The organism is Streptomyces sp. NBC_00028 (assembly GCF_045041065.1).
Classification (GTDB): domain Bacteria; phylum Actinomycetota; class Actinomycetes; order Streptomycetales; family Streptomycetaceae; genus Streptomyces.
The window spans coordinates 1,971,502-1,986,796 of record NZ_CP108293.1; the positions used below are offsets into that span (position 1 = coordinate 1,971,502).

At 70.0% G+C, this 15,295-nt stretch carries 14 protein-coding genes; 8 read left to right on the forward strand and 6 right to left on the reverse strand.

The genetic code is table 11. The features are described 5' to 3' along the window. Positions 1-56: 56 nt before the first annotated feature. From ccrA to pssA, 7 genes are all read left to right on the forward strand, one after another. Complete coding sequence (gene ccrA / locus OG885_RS08645) at positions 57-1,400, forward strand: crotonyl-CoA carboxylase/reductase (protein WP_405728534.1); 1,344 nt, start codon at positions 57-59, stop codon at positions 1,398-1,400. Positions 1,401-1,417: 17 nt separating this feature from the next. After that, on the forward strand, positions 1,418-3,466 hold the full coding sequence (locus OG885_RS08650; RefSeq protein WP_405728537.1) for a protein meaA: 2,049 nt from the start codon (positions 1,418-1,420) through the stop codon (positions 3,464-3,466). Further along, complete coding sequence (locus tag OG885_RS08655) at positions 3,463-4,422, forward strand: HpcH/HpaI aldolase/citrate lyase family protein (protein ID WP_399951609.1); 960 nt, start codon at positions 3,463-3,465, stop codon at positions 4,420-4,422. Before OG885_RS08650 ends, OG885_RS08655 begins: the two co-directional genes overlap by 4 nt. Positions 4,423-4,427: 5 nt before the next feature. Next, positions 4,428-4,934 carry a MaoC family dehydratase gene (locus OG885_RS08660; protein WP_059195327.1) on the forward strand — a complete coding sequence of 169 codons (507 nt, stop codon included), beginning with the start codon at positions 4,428-4,430 and terminating at the stop codon, positions 4,932-4,934. A gap of 5 nt (positions 4,935-4,939) precedes the next feature. Next, positions 4,940-6,145 (forward strand): acyl-CoA dehydrogenase family protein, encoded by a 1,206-nt coding sequence (locus tag OG885_RS08665; RefSeq protein WP_405728542.1) that lies wholly within the window; start codon positions 4,940-4,942, stop codon positions 6,143-6,145. Between the two features lie 170 nt (positions 6,146-6,315). Continuing rightward, positions 6,316-6,972 carry a phosphatidylserine decarboxylase gene (locus OG885_RS08670; protein ID WP_399951974.1) on the forward strand — a complete coding sequence of 219 codons (657 nt, stop codon included), beginning with the start codon at positions 6,316-6,318 and terminating at the stop codon, positions 6,970-6,972. Positions 6,973-6,994: 22 nt separating this feature from the next. Beyond that, positions 6,995-7,813: a CDP-diacylglycerol--serine O-phosphatidyltransferase gene (gene pssA / locus OG885_RS08675; RefSeq protein ID WP_329332913.1), complete on the forward strand. Its 819-nt coding sequence runs from the start codon at positions 6,995-6,997 to the stop codon at positions 7,811-7,813. Positions 7,814-7,870: 57 nt separating this feature from the next. Here pssA and OG885_RS08680 read toward each other — a convergent pair whose 3' ends face one another. From OG885_RS08680 to OG885_RS08700, 5 genes are read right to left on the reverse strand one after another with little or no spacing between them, the layout of a single operon-like run. Continuing rightward, positions 7,871-9,127, reverse strand: a complete 1,257-nt coding sequence (locus OG885_RS08680) for an ABC transporter substrate-binding protein (protein WP_405728545.1) — start codon at positions 9,125-9,127, stop codon at positions 7,871-7,873. Continuing rightward, a complete protein-coding gene (locus tag OG885_RS08685) occupies positions 9,124-10,206 on the reverse strand; it encodes a branched-chain amino acid ABC transporter permease (protein WP_405728548.1) in 1,083 nt (360 codons plus the stop codon). Before OG885_RS08685 ends, OG885_RS08680 begins: the two co-directional genes overlap by 4 nt. Then, positions 10,199-11,089 (reverse strand): branched-chain amino acid ABC transporter permease, encoded by an 891-nt coding sequence (locus OG885_RS08690; protein WP_405728551.1) that lies wholly within the window; start codon positions 11,087-11,089, stop codon positions 10,199-10,201. The genes OG885_RS08685 and OG885_RS08690 overlap by 8 nt, the downstream gene beginning before the upstream one ends. Then, positions 11,086-11,850, reverse strand: a complete 765-nt coding sequence (locus tag OG885_RS08695; RefSeq protein ID WP_405728554.1) for an ABC transporter ATP-binding protein — start codon at positions 11,848-11,850, stop codon at positions 11,086-11,088. Before OG885_RS08695 ends, OG885_RS08690 begins: the two co-directional genes overlap by 4 nt. Positions 11,851-11,854: 4 nt before the next feature. Continuing rightward, positions 11,855-12,649 (reverse strand): ABC transporter ATP-binding protein, encoded by a 795-nt coding sequence (locus OG885_RS08700; RefSeq protein ID WP_405728557.1) that lies wholly within the window; start codon positions 12,647-12,649, stop codon positions 11,855-11,857. 181 nt (positions 12,650-12,830) lie between these two features. Here OG885_RS08700 and OG885_RS08705 point away from each other — a divergent pair, with 181 nt between their 5' ends. Beyond that, positions 12,831-14,027 carry a PucR family transcriptional regulator gene (locus tag OG885_RS08705; protein ID WP_405728560.1) on the forward strand — a complete coding sequence of 399 codons (1,197 nt, stop codon included), beginning with the start codon at positions 12,831-12,833 and terminating at the stop codon, positions 14,025-14,027. A 5-nt stretch (positions 14,028-14,032) separates the two neighbouring features. On the opposite strand, the gene OG885_RS08710 is transcribed toward OG885_RS08705, so the two are convergent. Continuing rightward, positions 14,033-15,151, reverse strand: a complete 1,119-nt coding sequence (locus tag OG885_RS08710) for a glycerate kinase (RefSeq protein WP_405742653.1) — start codon at positions 15,149-15,151, stop codon at positions 14,033-14,035. Positions 15,152-15,295 lie beyond the last annotated feature (144 nt).

The window sequence follows — 15,295 nt, forward strand, 5'->3', positions numbered from 1 at the left end:
ACCGACGTAACCCTCAGCGTCCCTCCCTCAGGACGCGTATCGCCGGAGGCAACACCGTGACCACGAAGGACATCCTGGACGCGATCCAGTCGCCGGACTCGACGCCGGCCGACTTCGCCGCCCTGCCGCTCCCCGAGTCGTACCGCGCGATCACCGTGCACAAGGACGAGACGGAGATGTTCGCGGGCCTGGAGACCCGCGACAAGGACCCGCGCAAGTCGATCCACCTCGACGACGTTCCCGTGCCCGAGCTCGGCCCGGGCGAGGCCCTGGTCGCCGTCATGGCGTCGAGCGTCAACTACAACTCGGTGTGGACCTCGATCTTCGAGCCCCTGTCGACGTTCGGCTTCCTGGAGCGCTACGGCAGGCTCAGCGAGCTCACCAAGCGCCACGACCTGCCGTACCACATCATCGGCTCCGACCTCGCGGGCGTCGTCCTGCGCACCGGCCCCGGCGTCAACGCCTGGAAGCCCGGTGACGAGGTCGTCGCGCACTGTCTGTCCGTCGAGATGGAGTCGTCCGACGGCCACAACGACACGATGCTCGACCCCGAGCAGCGCATCTGGGGCTTCGAGACCAACTTCGGCGGCCTCGCCGAGATCGCGCTCGTGAAGTCCAACCAGCTGATGCCCAAGCCGGGTCATCTGTCCTGGGAGGAGGCGGCGGCCCCGGGCCTCGTCAACTCCACCGCCTACCGCCAGCTGGTCTCCCGCAACGGCGCCGGCATGAAGCAGGGCGACAACGTCCTGATCTGGGGCGCGAGCGGCGGACTCGGCTCGTACGCCACCCAGTTCGCGCTGGCCGGCGGCGCCAACCCGATCTGTGTCGTCTCCAGCGACCAGAAGGCGGACATCTGCCGCTCGATGGGCGCCGACGCGATCATCGACCGCAACGCCGAGGGCTACAAGTTCTGGAAGGACGAGCAGACCCAGGACCCGAAGGAGTGGAAGCGCTTCGGCAAGCGCATCCGCGAGCTCACCGGCGGCGAGGACATCGACATCGTCTTCGAGCACCCCGGCCGCGAGACCTTCGGCGCCTCGGTGTTCGTCACCCGCAAGGGCGGCACCATCACCACCTGCGCCTCGACCTCGGGCTACATGCACGAGTACGACAACCGCTACCTGTGGATGTCGCTGAAGCGGATCATCGGCTCGCACTTCGCCAACTACCGCGAGGCCTGGGAGGCCAACCGGCTCATCGCGAAGGGCAAGATCCACCCGACGCTGTCGAAGACCTACTCCCTGGAGGAGACCGGTCAGGCCGCGTACGACGTGCACCGCAACCTCCACCAGGGCAAGGTCGGCGTGCTCTGCCTGGCCCCCGAGGAAGGCCTCGGCGTGCGCGACGAGGAGATGCGCGCCCAGCACATCGACGCCATCAACCGCTTCCGCAACATCTGAGACACCCGGGGTCATAGATGACTGAGCGTCAGCCCGCCGCAGGCACGCGGGAGAAGGACCGGCCGTGGCTCATGCGCACGTACGCCGGCCACTCCACGGCCGAGGCGTCCAACGAGCTGTACCGGCGCAACCTCGCCAAGGGCCAGACCGGCCTGTCGGTCGCGTTCGACCTGCCGACGCAGACCGGCTACGACTCCGACCACATCCTCGCCCGCGGCGAGGTCGGCCGGGTCGGTGTGCCGGTGGCGCACCTCGGTGACATGCGCCGGCTGTTCCAGGACATCCCCCTGGAGCAGATGAACACCTCGATGACGATCAACGCCACCGCCATGTGGCTGCTGGCGCTCTACCAGGTCGTCGCCGAGGAGCAGGGCGCCGACATCACCCAGCTCCAGGGCACGACCCAGAACGACATCGTCAAGGAGTACCTGTCCCGGGGGACGCACGTCTTCCCCCCGGGGCCCTCGCTCCGGCTGACGACGGACATGATCTGCTACACGGTCAACAACATCCCCAAGTGGAACCCGATCAACATCTGCAGCTACCACCTGCAGGAGGCGGGGGCCACGCCGGTCCAGGAGATCGCGTACGCGATGTCGACCGCGATCGCCGTCCTGGACGCGGTGTTCGCGTCGGGGCAGATCCCCGAGGACCGCAAGGGTGATGTCGTCGCCCGTATCTCCTTCTTCGTGAACGCGGGCGTCCGCTTCATCGAGGAGATGTGCAAGATGCGCGCCTTCGGCCGCATCTGGGACAAGATCACCCGCGAGCGGTACGGCATCGAGAACGCCAAGCAGCGCCGCTTCCGGTACGGCGTCCAGGTCAACTCCCTGGGGCTGACCGAGGCGCAGCCGGAGAACAACGTCCAGCGGATCGTGCTCGAGATGCTGGCCGTGACCCTCTCGAAGGACGCACGCGCGCGTGCCGTCCAACTCCCCGCCTGGAACGAGGCCCTGGGCCTCCCGCGGCCGTGGGACCAGCAGTGGTCGCTGCGCATCCAGCAGGTGCTGGCGCACGAGAGCGACCTGCTGGAGTACGAGGACATCTTCGAGGGCTCGCACGTCATCGAGGCGAAGGTCGCAAAGCTCGTCGAGGCGTCCCTCGCCGAGATCGACCGGATCCAGGAGATGGGCGGCGCGATGGCCGCCGTCGAGTCCGGTTACCTCAAGTCGCAGCTGGTCTCCTCGCACGCCGAGCGCCGGGCCCGGATCGAGTCCGGCCAGGAGAAGATCATCGGCGTCAACATCTTCGAGACGACCGAGCCCAACCCGCTGACGGCCGACCTGGACACCGCGATCCAGACGGTCGACCCGGCGGTCGAGGCCCGGGTCATCGCCGGCCTCCAGCACTGGCGGGACACCCGCTACCAGCCGCCCTTCAACCACCCGCGTCCGTGCAAGGCGCTGGAGAAGCTGAAGGAGGCCGCGAAGGGCACCGGCAACCTCATGGAGGCCACCCTGGAGTGCGCCCGCGCCGGGGTCACGACCGGCGAGTGGGCCGGGGCCCTGCGTGAGGTGTTCGGCGAGTTCCGCGCCCCGACGGGCGTGTCCTCCGCGCCGGTGGCCGTGCCCGCCGAGGAGGGCTCGCCGATGGCGGACGTCCGCCGCAAGGTGGACCTGACGGCGAAGGACCTGGGCGTCGGCAAGCTCCGGTTCCTGGTCGGCAAGCCGGGCCTGGACGGGCACTCCAACGGTGCCGAGCAGATCGCCGTGCGGGCCCGTGACGCCGGGTTCGAGGTGGTCTACCAGGGCATCCGGCTCACCCCGGAGCAGATCGTGGACGCGGCGCTCGCGGAGGACGTGCACGCGGTCGGCCTGTCCATCCTGTCCGGCTCGCACGCACAGCTCGTGCCGGACGTCCTTGAGCGGCTCCATGTGGCCGGTGCCACAGATATCCCGGTGATCGCCGGTGGCATCATCCCGAATGGAGACGCCGAGCAGCTCAGGGCCGCCGGAGTGGCCGCCGTCTTCACCCCGAAGGACTTCGACATCACCGGAATCATCGGCCGCATCGTCGACGAGATCCGGAAAGCGAACAAGCTCGACCCCCTGGAGGTCCCCGCATGACCGTCAACCGTCTGCGTCCCCGCCGCTCGTGTCTCGCGGTGCCGGGAAGCAACCCCCGCTTCCTGGAGAAGGCGCAGGGCCTCCCGGCGGACCAGGTCTTCCTGGACCTGGAGGACGCGTGCGCCCCGCTCGCCAAGCCCGAGGCGCGGCACACGATCGTCAAGTTCCTCAACGAGGGCGACTGGACCGGCAAGACGCGGGTCGTGCGGGTCAACGACTGGACGACCGAGTGGACGTACCGCGATGTCGTGACCGTCGTCGAGGGGGCCGGCCAGAACCTCGACTGCATCATGCTGCCGAAGGTGCAGACGGCCGAGCAGATCGTCGCGCTCGACCTGCTGCTGACGCAGATCGAGAAGACGATGGGCTTCGAGGTCGGCAAGATCGGCATCGAGGCGCAGATCGAGAACGCGCAGGGCCTGAACAACGTCAACGAGATCGCGACGGCCTCCCAGCGCGTCGAGACGATCATCTTCGGCCCGGCCGACTTCATGGCGTCGATCAACATGAAGTCGCTGGTCGTCGGCGAGCAGCCGCCCGGCTACCCGGCGGACGCCTACCACTACATCCTGATGAAGATCCTCATGGCCGCCCGCGCCAACAACCTCCAGGCGATCGACGGCCCCTACCTGCAGATCCGCAACATCGACGGCTACCGCGAGGTCGCGGGGCGCGCCGCCGCCCTCGGCTTCGACGGCAAGTGGGTGCTGCACCCGGGGCAGGTCGAGGCGTCGAACGAGATCTTCTCGCCCTCCCAGGAGGACTTCGACCACGCCGAGCTGATCCTGGACGCGTACGACTACTACACGTCCGAGGCGGGCGGCAAGAAGGGCTCGGCGATGCTCGGCGACGAGATGATCGACGAGGCCAGCCGCAAGATGGCGCTGGTCATCTCCGGCAAGGGGCGTGCGGCGGGCATGCAGCGCACGTCGAAGTTCGAGATCCCGGAGGCCTGAGCGCGATGCAGTTCGGACGCACCTACGAGGAGTTCGAGGTCGGGGCGACGTACAAGCACTGGCCGGGGAAGACGGTCACGGAGTACGACGACCACCTGTTCTGTCTCCTCACCATGAACCACCACCCGCTCCACATGGACACCAACTATGCGGAGAAGACGACGGACTTCGGCAAGAACGTCGTCGTCGGGAACTACATCTACTCCCTGCTGCTCGGCATGTCCGTCCCGGACATCTCCGGCAAGGCGATCGCCAACCTGGAGATCGAGTCGCTGAAGCACGTGGCGCCGACCTTCCACGGCGACACGATCTACGGCCAGACGACCGTGCTGGACAAGTGGCCGTCGAAGTCGAAGAACGACCGCGGGATCGTCTACGTCGAGACCAAGGGCTACAAGCAGGACGGCACGCTGGTCTGCGTGTTCCGCCGCAAGGTCATGGTGCCGACCGAGACGTACATCAAGGAGCGCGGCGGCGAGCAGCCCGGCCGCCCGGAACTTCAGGAGGGCTGAGCCCGATGGCACGCCTCGCCCAGACCGCCGGTCTGACGGACATCCAGCAGGAAATCCTCTCCACCGTCCGCGACTTCGTGGACAAGGAGATCATCCCGGTCGCCACCGAGCTGGAGCACCGCGACGAGTACCCGCAAGCGATCGTCGACGGGCTCAAGGAGTTGGGCCTGTTCGGGCTCATGATCCCGGAGGAGTACGGCGGTCTGGGCGAGTCGCTCCTGACGTACGCGCTGTGCGTCGAGGAGATCGCCCGTGGGTGGATGTCGGTGTCCGGCATCATCAACACCCACTTCATCGTGGCCTACATGCTCAAGCAGCACGGCACGCAGGAGCAGAAGGACCACTTCCTGCCGCGCATGGCGGCCGGTGACATCCGTGGCGCGTTCTCGATGTCGGAGCCGGCGCTGGGTTCCGATGTGTCGGCCATCACGTCCAAGGCGGTCAGGGACGGCGACGAGTACGTCCTGAACGGTCAGAAGATGTGGCTGACGAACGGCGGAACGTCAAGTCTGGTCGCCGTTCTCGTCCGAAGTGATGAAGGACACCCCGAGGGCACCGCGCCCCACAAGTCGATGACGACCTTCCTCGTCGAGAAGGAGCCCGGCTTCGGAGAGGTCCGCCCCGGCCTCACCATCCCCGGGAAGATCGACAAGATGGGGTACAAGGGCGTCGACACCACCGAGCTGATCATGGATGGCCTGCGGATTCCGGCCAACCGCGTGCTCGGCGGCGAGACCGGCCGAGGTTTTTACCAAATGATGGACGGCGTCGAGGTCGGCCGCGTCAATGTGGCGGCGCGTGGCTGCGGTGTCGCTCAGCGTGCGTTCGAGCTGGGCGTCTCGTATGCCCAGCAGCGTCACACTTTCGGCAAGGCGATCGCCCAGCACCAGGCGATCCAGTTCAAGCTGGCCGAGATGGCTACCAAGGTCGAGGCCGCGCATGCGATGATGGTCAACGCGGCACGCAAAAAGGACTCCGGGGAGCGAAACGACCTCGAAGCAGGGATGGCGAAGTACCTCGCCTCCGAATACTGCAAGGAGGTCGTCGAGGACGCCTTCCGGATCCACGGCGGCTACGGCTTCTCCAAGGAGTACGAGATCGAGCGCCTCTACCGAGAGGCACCGATGCTGCTCATCGGTGAAGGTACCGCCGAGATCCAGAAAATGATCATCGGTCGCAGGCTGCTCGAAGAGTATCGATTCCAGGGCTAGATGTCCGGATACGGGGTGTTTTCTTGGAGAAGAAGGTCACACCCCGTCAACACTCTTCGGCCGCCGACTCCGCTTCCTGGCTTGCCCAGTTGTGGTCACCGACCGGTACGATCCCCGGAAAGCCGCCGTCCCCCGTCACAGCGCGGCATCATCCGCTACGAAGGTCATCCATGCCCCACAGCCAAACCTCTGCACCTCGCGACAGCCTCGCCGGCGTACGCCTCGCACGCGGAGCATCGCCGTGGCTTCTCCCGACCGTCGCCACCGCAGCCCTCAGCCTGGTGCGCGCGCGCAGGTCCGGCGCCGCCAAGGCCGTCGCCGTGCCCGCCACCGCGCTCGCGGCGGGCATGCTGTGGTTCTTCCGCGACCCCGAGCGCGAGATCGCCACGGGCCGGGTCATCTCGCCCGCCGACGGCGTGGTGCAGAGCATCATGCCGTGGAAGGACGGCCGCACCCGCGTCGCGATCTTCATGAGCCCGCTCAACGTCCACGTCAACCGCGCGCCCCTCTCGGGCACGGTGACGTCGGTCGAGCACATCCCGGGTGGGTTCGTTCCGGCGTTCAACAAGGAGAGCGAGAACAACGAGCGCGTAGTCTGGCATTTCGACACCGAACTCGGTGACATCGAGATGATCCAGATCGCCGGCGCGGTGGCCCGTCGCATCGTCCCCTACATCCCGCAGGGCACGAAGGTCGAGCAGGGTGAGCGCATCGGTCTGATCCGCTTCGGTTCGCGCGTCGACATCTACCTGCCCGAGGGCGTGGATGTCGCGGTCGAGGTCGGTCAGAAGACCGTGGCTGGGGTGACTCGCATTGACCGTGATTGATCCTGAGACACAGGCGGGCTGGGTGCCCGAGGCCGACGAGGTGGACGACGAGGAGGAGATGCCTCTTTCTCTCCGCCTCTCAATAGCGGACACCCTCACCCTCGGCAACGCCACGTGCGGCTTCATGGCGGTGTACTTCACCACCACCGGCATCCTGATCCCGCACCTCACCGGCAGCCAGGAATCCGGCATGGCCCGCCACAGCGCGGCCACGGCGGTCATCCTGATGCTCTGCGCGGCGGTCTTCGACCTGTTCGACGGCCTGGTGGCGCGCAAGCTGCGCTCCTCCCCCATGGGCGCGGAGCTGGACAACCTCTCGGACCTGATCAGCTTCGGTCTGGCACCGGCGTACTTCGTCCTCGTCTACGGCATGGTCGCGGACGACGCGCATCAGCGGGTGGCCGCGGTCGGGGCGATCGTGGTGCTCCTGGCCGTGGTGCTGAGACTCGCGCGGTTCTCGTGCGTGACACCGCCGAACGGAATGTTCCAGGGCATGCCCTCACCGTTCGGCGCGCTGACGGTGGTCTCGATCGTCCTCCTGGAGCTGCCCTTCGTGGCGACGCTCCTGGCGATCCTGGGCACCGCCTGGCTGATGGTGAGCCGGGTCGAGTACCCGAAGCCGCGAGGTCGCCTCGCGGTCGCGATGCTCGCCTGGATCGTCGCGGCGATGGGTCTGCTGGCCGGCTGGGCGTTCGACGCCCCGAGCGGTCAGCTGCTCCTCCAGACGGGCTGTGCGCTCCAGCTGGTCATGGGCGCGGTCATCCCGCTGTTCGCCACGGCCCGCCGGGTGAACAACTTCCGCGACAACCGTCGCGAGGCACGCGCGGCACAGCTGCCGTAACGGCTTCATGAGAGAGGGCCCGAACCGATTCCGGTTCGGGCCCTCTCCGTTTTTTTCTCAGGGGCTGTACGTCTCCGCCGCCTCGGACGCCGCCGCCTCCCGTACGACCTTCATGCCGCCCGTGACCGTCTTGTCCGGCTGGAGGATCACGCTCTCCCGGGAGGACGGGGACTTGGGGTCGGTGAAGTCCTGGGCGGGGCCGAAGCCGAGGTCGAAGTCGTTGATCGTCAGCAGGGCCCGGTCGACGCCCTCGCGGGTGAGGTCCTTGTTCTTGCAGGCCTTCTTCAGGGCCTCGCCGAAGGCGGACGCGGCGGTCCACCCGGCGACGATGCCGTTGTCGAGGGCGTCCTTGGGGTACGCAGCCCGGTAGTCGGCGACGAGCTTCTTCGCCTCCGGGGTGTCCGCGCCGATGGGGAGCGAGGGCGAGGCCACGTAGTAGTTCTTCATCAGGGCCGGACCCGCCTGGGTGGCGAGGAGCTGGGGGGCGAAGGCCGAGTTGTTGCCGATGACCGGCACGTCGAAGCCGCTCGCCGCCGCGACACCGACGAGCGAGGCCGCCTGGCGGGGACCGGCGCTCAGGACGATCGCCTTGACGCCGGCCTGCTTGAGGGCGGCGACCTGGGCGGTCATGTCGTTGTCGGTCGGTTTGATCTTCTGCTCGACGACGGCCAGCCCTGCCTCCTTCGCCATGTACCGGGAACCGACCAGCGCGCTCTCACCGTAGTCGCCCTCGAAGTAGACGTGGCCGATCTTGTCGCCCTTCTTGATCCCCTTCTCCTGGAGCAGGAAGTCGACGGCGTTGATGGTCTCGATGTCGTACGTCGAGCCGATGACACGGATGTACGGGCTGCCGAGCAGCGCCGCCGACCACGCCTGCGGCAGCACCAGGCCCTTGTCCTGGCCGTCGACGCGCTGCTTGACCGCGGCGACGAACGGGGAGCCGATGAACTGCGCGAAGCCCAGCACCTTCGGCTCCAGCTCGGTGTAGCCGGAGACGGCCTTCTGCGGGTCGTAGCCGTGGTCGCGGATGGTGAGGGCCACCTGGTAACCGCAGACACCTCCGGCGGCGTTCAGCTGCTTCACATACAGCTGCTGGGCCTGGGTGACGCTCTTGCCGAGGGTGGCGTAGACGCCGGTCATGTCGGTGAGGACGCCGAGGTTGATGGTCTTGCCGGAGATGCCCTCCCCGGTCTTGATCCCACCGGCGGACTGCTTGTCCGCGTCGTCGTCCTTCGCCTTGGAGCTACAGCCCGCGAGCACCAGCAGTGCGGCGAGCGCACCGGCGGTGACTCTGGCCGCGTGGGTCCTGTTCATCGTTCCTCCCCGGAATCGGTTGAGCCGCGACGCCGGGCGGCCACGCTGACCAGGCCGCCGGGCAGGAACAGCACCACCAGCACGACGGCGGCGCCGTAGAGATACCGGGCGGCCTCGCCCGGTGCGATCCCGCCCGTGCCCGGGGCGGAGACCAGGGGCAGCGCGTCGCTGTAGCGGGTCAGCAGCTGCGGGAGCAGGGTGACGAACACGGCCCCGGCGATCGCGCCGGAGACCGAGCCGAGCCCGCCGACGACGATCATGGCGAGGTATTCGAGGGACAGGGTGATGCCGAAGTAGTCCGGCACGGTCCGCTGGAAGACCAGGGCGAGGACAACGCCCGCCAGGCCCGCGTACATCGACGACAGCACGAAGACGGCGGCCCGGTGGCGGGCCACCGGCACCCCGATCACCCCGGCCGCGATGCGATGGTCGCGCAGGGCGTTCATGGCCCGGCCCGGACGGCCGCGCAGGACACCCCGGGCGAACAGCGCGCCGGCCAGCAGGGCGAGCAGACCGGCGTACCAGAGCTTCTCCACGGACCCGAACGGCACGTCGGCGACAAGGAGTTCACGGTCGTCGAAGGTGAGGCCGAAGAGGTTCAGGGGCGGCACGTCACGGCCGTTGGCGCCGCCGGTGAGGTCGTGGGCGTTGAACATCACGTGCTGGCCGATGAAGACGAGGGCGAGGGTGGCGATGCCGAGGTAGGCGCCGCTGAGGCGGCCGGAGATGGGGCTGAAGAGCCCGCCCGCGATTCCGGCGACGCCCACCGCGAGCACGGCCGCGAGCCAGGTCGGCAGGCCGAGGCCGGTCAGCCCGTCGTCGCCGTCGGCGGCGAAGACGCAGTAGCCGTAGGCGCCGACGGCGAGGAAGAAGGCGTGGCCCATGGAGAGCTGGCCGGTGGCGCCGGTGAGGAGGTTGATGCCGATCGCGCCGATGGCGGCGGCCATGGCGAAGAGGCCGGCCTGGAGCCAGAAGCGGTCGAGGTAGAAGGGCAGGGCGAGGAGGAGGACGGTCGCGGCGGTCCACAGGTACGTCCGCGCGCCGAGGAACCGGAGCGGTCTCACCAGGGCTTCAGACACGGGCGAGCTCCTTCGTGCCGAACAGCCCGGCGGGCCGGACGAGCAGGATCGCGACCATGACCAGGTAGGGGGCGAGGTCACCCAACCCCCGTCCCAGGAAGGTCAGATCGCTCTGGTAGCCGGTCGCCAGCGACTCCGTGACGCCGACGAGCAGCCCGCCCACCAGGGCGCCGGTCGTGGAGTCGAGGCCGCCGAGGATGGCCGCCGGGAACGCCTTCAGCGCGGCCAGCGAGGTGGCCCGTTCCAGGCCCGGCGTCGGGAAGACGGTCAGGAACAGCGCCGCTACGGCGGCCAGGCCCCCGGCCACGGCCCAGGCGCCCAGCGACACCCTGCCCAGCCGTACGCCCATCAGCGCGGCCGTCTCAGCGCTCTCCGCCGCCGCCCGCATCGCCACGCCCCAGGACGTGTACCGGAAGACCAGCAGGAACGCGGTGATGAGGAGCGCCGCGGCCACGAACGCGGCGATCCGGGTGTGGGCGAGGGAGATCGGCCCGACCTTGAGCACCGCGTCGCCCCACGGGTCGCCGAGCGCCAGGACGTCCGTGCCCATACGTCGGGTCAGTTCGGTGGTCAGCAGGATGTCGACGCCGATGGTGACGATGGCGAGGACGCTGTGGTCGGAGCCCCGGTAGCGGCGCATGACCAGGAACTCCACGGCCGCCCCGACACACGCCGCGCCCGCGATCCCGACCAGCAGCGCGGGCCAGAAGCCCAGGTCGTCATGGAGGGTCGCGGTGAGATAGCCGCCCGCCAACAGCAGGGACGCGTGGGCGAAGTTGACGACCTCGGTGGCGCGGAAGATGACCACGAAGCCGAGGGCGATCAGCGCGTACACCGACCCCAACGAAACGCCGTTCAGCAGGATTTCAGCGAAGGTGCTCATGATCCGGCCCCCAGGTAGGCCTGTACGACGGCCGGGTCGTTCTGTACGTCGGCGGGGGCGCCGTCGGCGATCCGGCGCCCGAAGTCCAGTACGGTCACCGCGTCCGCGAGCCGCATCACCACCCCCATGTCGTGTTCCACCAGGACGATCGAGATGCCGAGGCCGTCGCGGACGCCCGCGATCACGGCGGCCGTTCGGCGGCGTTCGTCGGCGGTCATCCCGGCGACGGGTTCGTCGAGGAGCAGCAGGCGCGGCTCCATGCACAGCGCGCGGGCGAGTTCGGCGAGCTTCTGCCGCCCGTAGGGCAGGGAGCCCGCCGGGCGGGTCAGACAGTCGGCGATGCCGACGAACTCGGCTATCTCGCGGACGCGTTCACGGTGGGCGCGTTCCTCGCGGGCGGCCGAGGGCAGGTGAAGTCCGGCCGCCACGAAGCCGGTTCGGGTGAGCCGGTGGCGGCCGAGGAGCAGGGCGTCCTCGACCGTGGCGCGGGGTGGCAGGGCGAGGTTCTGGAAGATGCGGGCGATCCCGAGGGCGGCGATGCGGTGCGGAGGCATGCCGGTGAGTTCGTGGTCGCCGAAGCGGACGCTGCCGGAGGTGGCGCGGTAGACGCCGGACAGGACGTTGAAGCAGGTGGATTTTCCTGCCCCGTTGGGGCCGATGAGGGCGTGGACGGTGCCGGGGCGGACGGTGAAGGAGACGTCGTCGAGGGCGGTGAGGCCCGCGAAGCGTACGGTCAGGCCGCGTACGTCGAGGGTGTCCATCGGCTCACCCCTTCCACCGGGTCAGCGTGCGCCGTACGACCTGGTCGGCGTCGGCTGCCGCGTCCTCGTCCACGACGCCCAGATAGCGGCGCCGGACCTCGTCGGAGGCGGCCAGTTCCGCGGCCGGGCCCTCCAGGGTGACCTCGCCGACTTCGAGGACGTACGCGTGCGTGGCGAGGCGCAGGGCGAGGGCGGCGTTCTGTTCCACGAGGAGGACCGCGGTGCCCTGGGCGTTGATCTCCCGGACGGTGTCGGCGATCCGCTCGGCCATGAGCGGGGCGAGGCCCAGGGAGGGTTCGTCCAGGAGGAGGACCTTCGGGGCGGCCATCAGGGCGCGGGCGACGGCGAGCATCTGCTGTTCGCCGCCGGAGAGCAACCCGGCCCGCTGGTGGGCGCGTTGGGCCAGGACGGGGAAGAGTTCGCGGACGCGGGCCAGGGAGCCGGCGCGGCCCGCCCGGGCACCGCCGAGGGCGCCCGCGCGCAGGTTGTCGGCGACCGTCATACGGGCGAACACCCGGCGCCCTTCGGGTACTTGGCAGACGCCGGCGGCGACCACCCGGTCCGGCGGGAGCCGGTCCAGCCGTCGGCCGCCCAGGCTCACCTCGCCCTCGGTGACCGCGCCGCCCTGGAACGAAAGGGTGCGGCTGATGGCGCGGAGCAGCGTCGACTTGCCCGCGCCGTTGGAGCCGAGGACCGTCACGACGGTGCCCTCGGGCACCTCCAGGGACACCCGGCGCAGGGCGCGCACGGGGCCGTATCCGACCGACAGGTCCCGCACCACGAGTCCGGATCCGACCATGGACTTCCCTTCTGCCCTCACTCTGTGTGGCGCTCACCCCAGCACCGGTGCGAGCGCGCGTCCACGGCCCGCGGCAATGTCGCTGCGGGTGCCCAGCGGGCCGGTGCCGCCGTTGTGCGCGCGCACAACGCTGCGTGTCAGGGGCCTGTGCGGGGCCGGGTCGCGATGGCATCCTCCGGACATGGGGAGCCGACGGCCGCGGACCGGTCATGACTGGAAGCTGCTCGCGGAGTCCTGCACGGCTCTGCTGGAACGGGTGCCGGAGCTTGTCGACGAGCACCTCAGGCAACTCTTCGACCACTCGCCCGTCTACGCGCAGGTGCTGCCGTACGACCAGCAGTGGCGGGAGGCCGAGGAAGCGATACGGATCGGGATCGAGACGATCTCCGCGCCCCGGGACTCGCCCCGCCGTGACCTGGAGTGCGCCGAGGACGCCGGACGGCGGCGGGCTCGGCAGGGGCTGCCCCTGGACCTGCTGGTCCACGCCTACCGCAACGCCGGCTATCTGGTGTGGGACGCGCTCGTGGAGGGCGCGGCCGGGCGGGAGCCGGAGCGGCTGGCGGCGCTCATGCGGTCCACGACGATGGTGTGGTCGGCGGTGGACGCGCAGGCTGAGGCGGCCTCGGAGGCGTACCGGGCGACGGAGGCGGAGCTGCGGCGGCGGACGGACGAGCAGTTGCAGGCGCTGCTCGACGCGCTGCTGGAGGGCCAGGCGACCCCGGGGCTGGCCGCCCGTGCCGCGGCCGGGCTCGATCTGCCCGAGCACGGTCCCTACGCGGTGGTGGTGCTGCGGGCCGAGCGGCGGGAGCCGGCCGAGCGGCCGGTCCAGGGGGCCGGGTTCCGGTTCATCTGGCGGATGCGGGCCGACGGCGAGGTGGGGGTGGTGGCCCTCTGCCCCGGTCAGGGCCTGGACGGGGTGGCGCGGGTGCTGGAGGGGCGGTGCTCGGGGCCCGGCGGGATCAGCCCGGTGGTGCCCGGCCTCGCCGAGCTGGGGCGGGCCCGGCGGCTGGCCGAGCTGGCGCTGCGAACCTGTCCGCCGGACGGCACCGCCGTCGTACGCCTCGACCAGCGCATGCCGACGGCGCTCGTGGTGAGTCAGCCGGAGCTGGCCGACCGGCTGGTGGCGGACGTGTTCGGCGGCCTCCTTGAGCTGGAGCCCGCCGACCGGGCCGTGCTCCTTGAGACCCTGGATGTGTGGCTGGCCTGCGAGGGTTCTGCGGGCCGGGCCGCCGGACGGCTGTACTGCCACCGCAACACGGTGTTCAACCGGCTGCGGCGCCTGGAACAGCTGACGTCACGGTCGCTGGCCCGGCCGCGGGACCTGATCGAGATGACGCTGGCGCTGGACGCGTACCGGTTGTCCGGGGCCCGCCGCTGAGTTCCTCAGGTGAGAAAGTCGCGCGCGATCTGCTCCGCCACCCGCTCCAGGATCGGTCCGGCGTCGGCGATGCACTTCGCCACGTCCGGCTCGACCTCGGTGAGCGGGTACGCGCGTCGGATGCCGGCCCTGCCGAGCGCCTCCGGGGGCAGGGCGAGGCGCCCGCACACCGCGACGACCTCCTTGCCGGCGGCGCGGGCCGCGGCGGCGACGCCCGCGGGGGCCTTGCCGTGCAGGGTCTGCTCGTCGAGGGAGCCCTCGCCGGTGATGACCAGGGCGGCCCGCTCCAGCGCGGGGGCGAAGCCGAGGACGTCGAGCATGACCTCGATGCCGGCACGGAACCGGGCACCGATGAGGAGCGCGCCGTAGCCGATGCCTCCGGCCGCGCCCGCGCCGGGCGAGGCGGCGTATTCGGCGGCCTTGGCGCCGACCGTGTCCTCCAGCACGCGCGCGTAGTGCGCGAGGGCGGCGTCCAGGGTCTCCACGTCGTCCGGGGAGGCGCCCTTCTGCGGGCCGTAGACCGCGGGCGCGCCCTTCGGGCCGGTCAGCGGGTTGTCGACGTCGCTGGCAAGGACCAGCTCCACGTCGGCGAAGCGGGGGTCGAGGCCGGACAGGTCGGCCGAGGCCAGCTCGGCGAGACCGCCGCCGCCCGGGGCGACCGGCTCGCCGTCCTTGTCGAGGAACCGGGCGCCGAGCGCGGTGAGCATGCCGGCGCCGCCGTCGGTGGTGGCGCTGCCGCCGACGCCGAAGACGATGGTGCGGGCGCCCGCGTCGAGCGCGGCCCGCAGCAGCTCGCCGGAGCCGTAGGTGGACGAGGTGAGGGGGGCGAAGACGCCCTTGGGCAGCCGCTGGAGCCCGCTGGCCTCGGCCATCTCCACGACGGCGGTGTCGCCGCGCAGCGCGAAGGCGGCGGTCACCTCCTGGCCGAGGGGTCCGGCGACCTTGATCTCGTGCCGTTCGAAACCGGCCGCGACCGCCGCGTCCACCGTGCCGTCGCCGCCGTCGGCCACGGGCAGCGCGGCCACGTCGACGCCCGGCGCGACCCGGCGCAGCCCGGCCGTCACCCGCTCGGCGACCTGCACGGCCGTCAGCGATCCCTTGAACTTGTCCGCGGCGATGAGCACCCCGTGGGCACCGTTGCCTGCAGCGAAAGCCACCTTGCATTCCCCTTGCTCTCCGGGCCTCACGCATGTCAGGCCAGTCGCGCCGCTGCGACCATAACCGGAGCTGCCCCTCTCCGTCATGCCCCGCCCGGACCTTGAGAAGCC

What these genes read in the sequence shown, in the direction of transcription:
- OG885_RS08655 (WP_399951609.1), top strand. Translation starts at nt 3,463, where the DNA reads ATGACCGTCAACCGTCTGCGTCCCCGCCGCTCGTGTCTCGCGGTGCCG.
- OG885_RS08660 (WP_059195327.1), top strand. Translation starts at nt 4,428, where the DNA reads ATGCAGTTCGGACGCACCTACGAGGAGTTCGAGGTCGGGGCGACGTAC.
- OG885_RS08690 (WP_405728551.1), bottom strand. Translation starts at nt 11,089, where the DNA reads ATGAGCACCTTCGCTGAAATCCTGCTGAACGGCGTTTCGTTGGGGTCG.
- OG885_RS08670 (WP_399951974.1), top strand. Translation starts at nt 6,316, where the DNA reads ATGCCCCACAGCCAAACCTCTGCACCTCGCGACAGCCTCGCCGGCGTA.
- OG885_RS08700 (WP_405728557.1), bottom strand. Translation starts at nt 12,649, where the DNA reads ATGGTCGGATCCGGACTCGTGGTGCGGGACCTGTCGGTCGGATACGGC.
- OG885_RS08695 (WP_405728554.1), bottom strand. Translation starts at nt 11,850, where the DNA reads ATGGACACCCTCGACGTACGCGGCCTGACCGTACGCTTCGCGGGCCTC.
- OG885_RS08680 (WP_405728545.1), bottom strand. Translation starts at nt 9,127, where the DNA reads ATGAACAGGACCCACGCGGCCAGAGTCACCGCCGGTGCGCTCGCCGCA.
- OG885_RS08705 (WP_405728560.1), top strand. Translation starts at nt 12,831, where the DNA reads ATGGGGAGCCGACGGCCGCGGACCGGTCATGACTGGAAGCTGCTCGCG.
- OG885_RS08650 (WP_405728537.1), top strand. Translation starts at nt 1,418, where the DNA reads ATGACTGAGCGTCAGCCCGCCGCAGGCACGCGGGAGAAGGACCGGCCG.
- OG885_RS08665 (WP_405728542.1), top strand. Translation starts at nt 4,940, where the DNA reads ATGGCACGCCTCGCCCAGACCGCCGGTCTGACGGACATCCAGCAGGAA.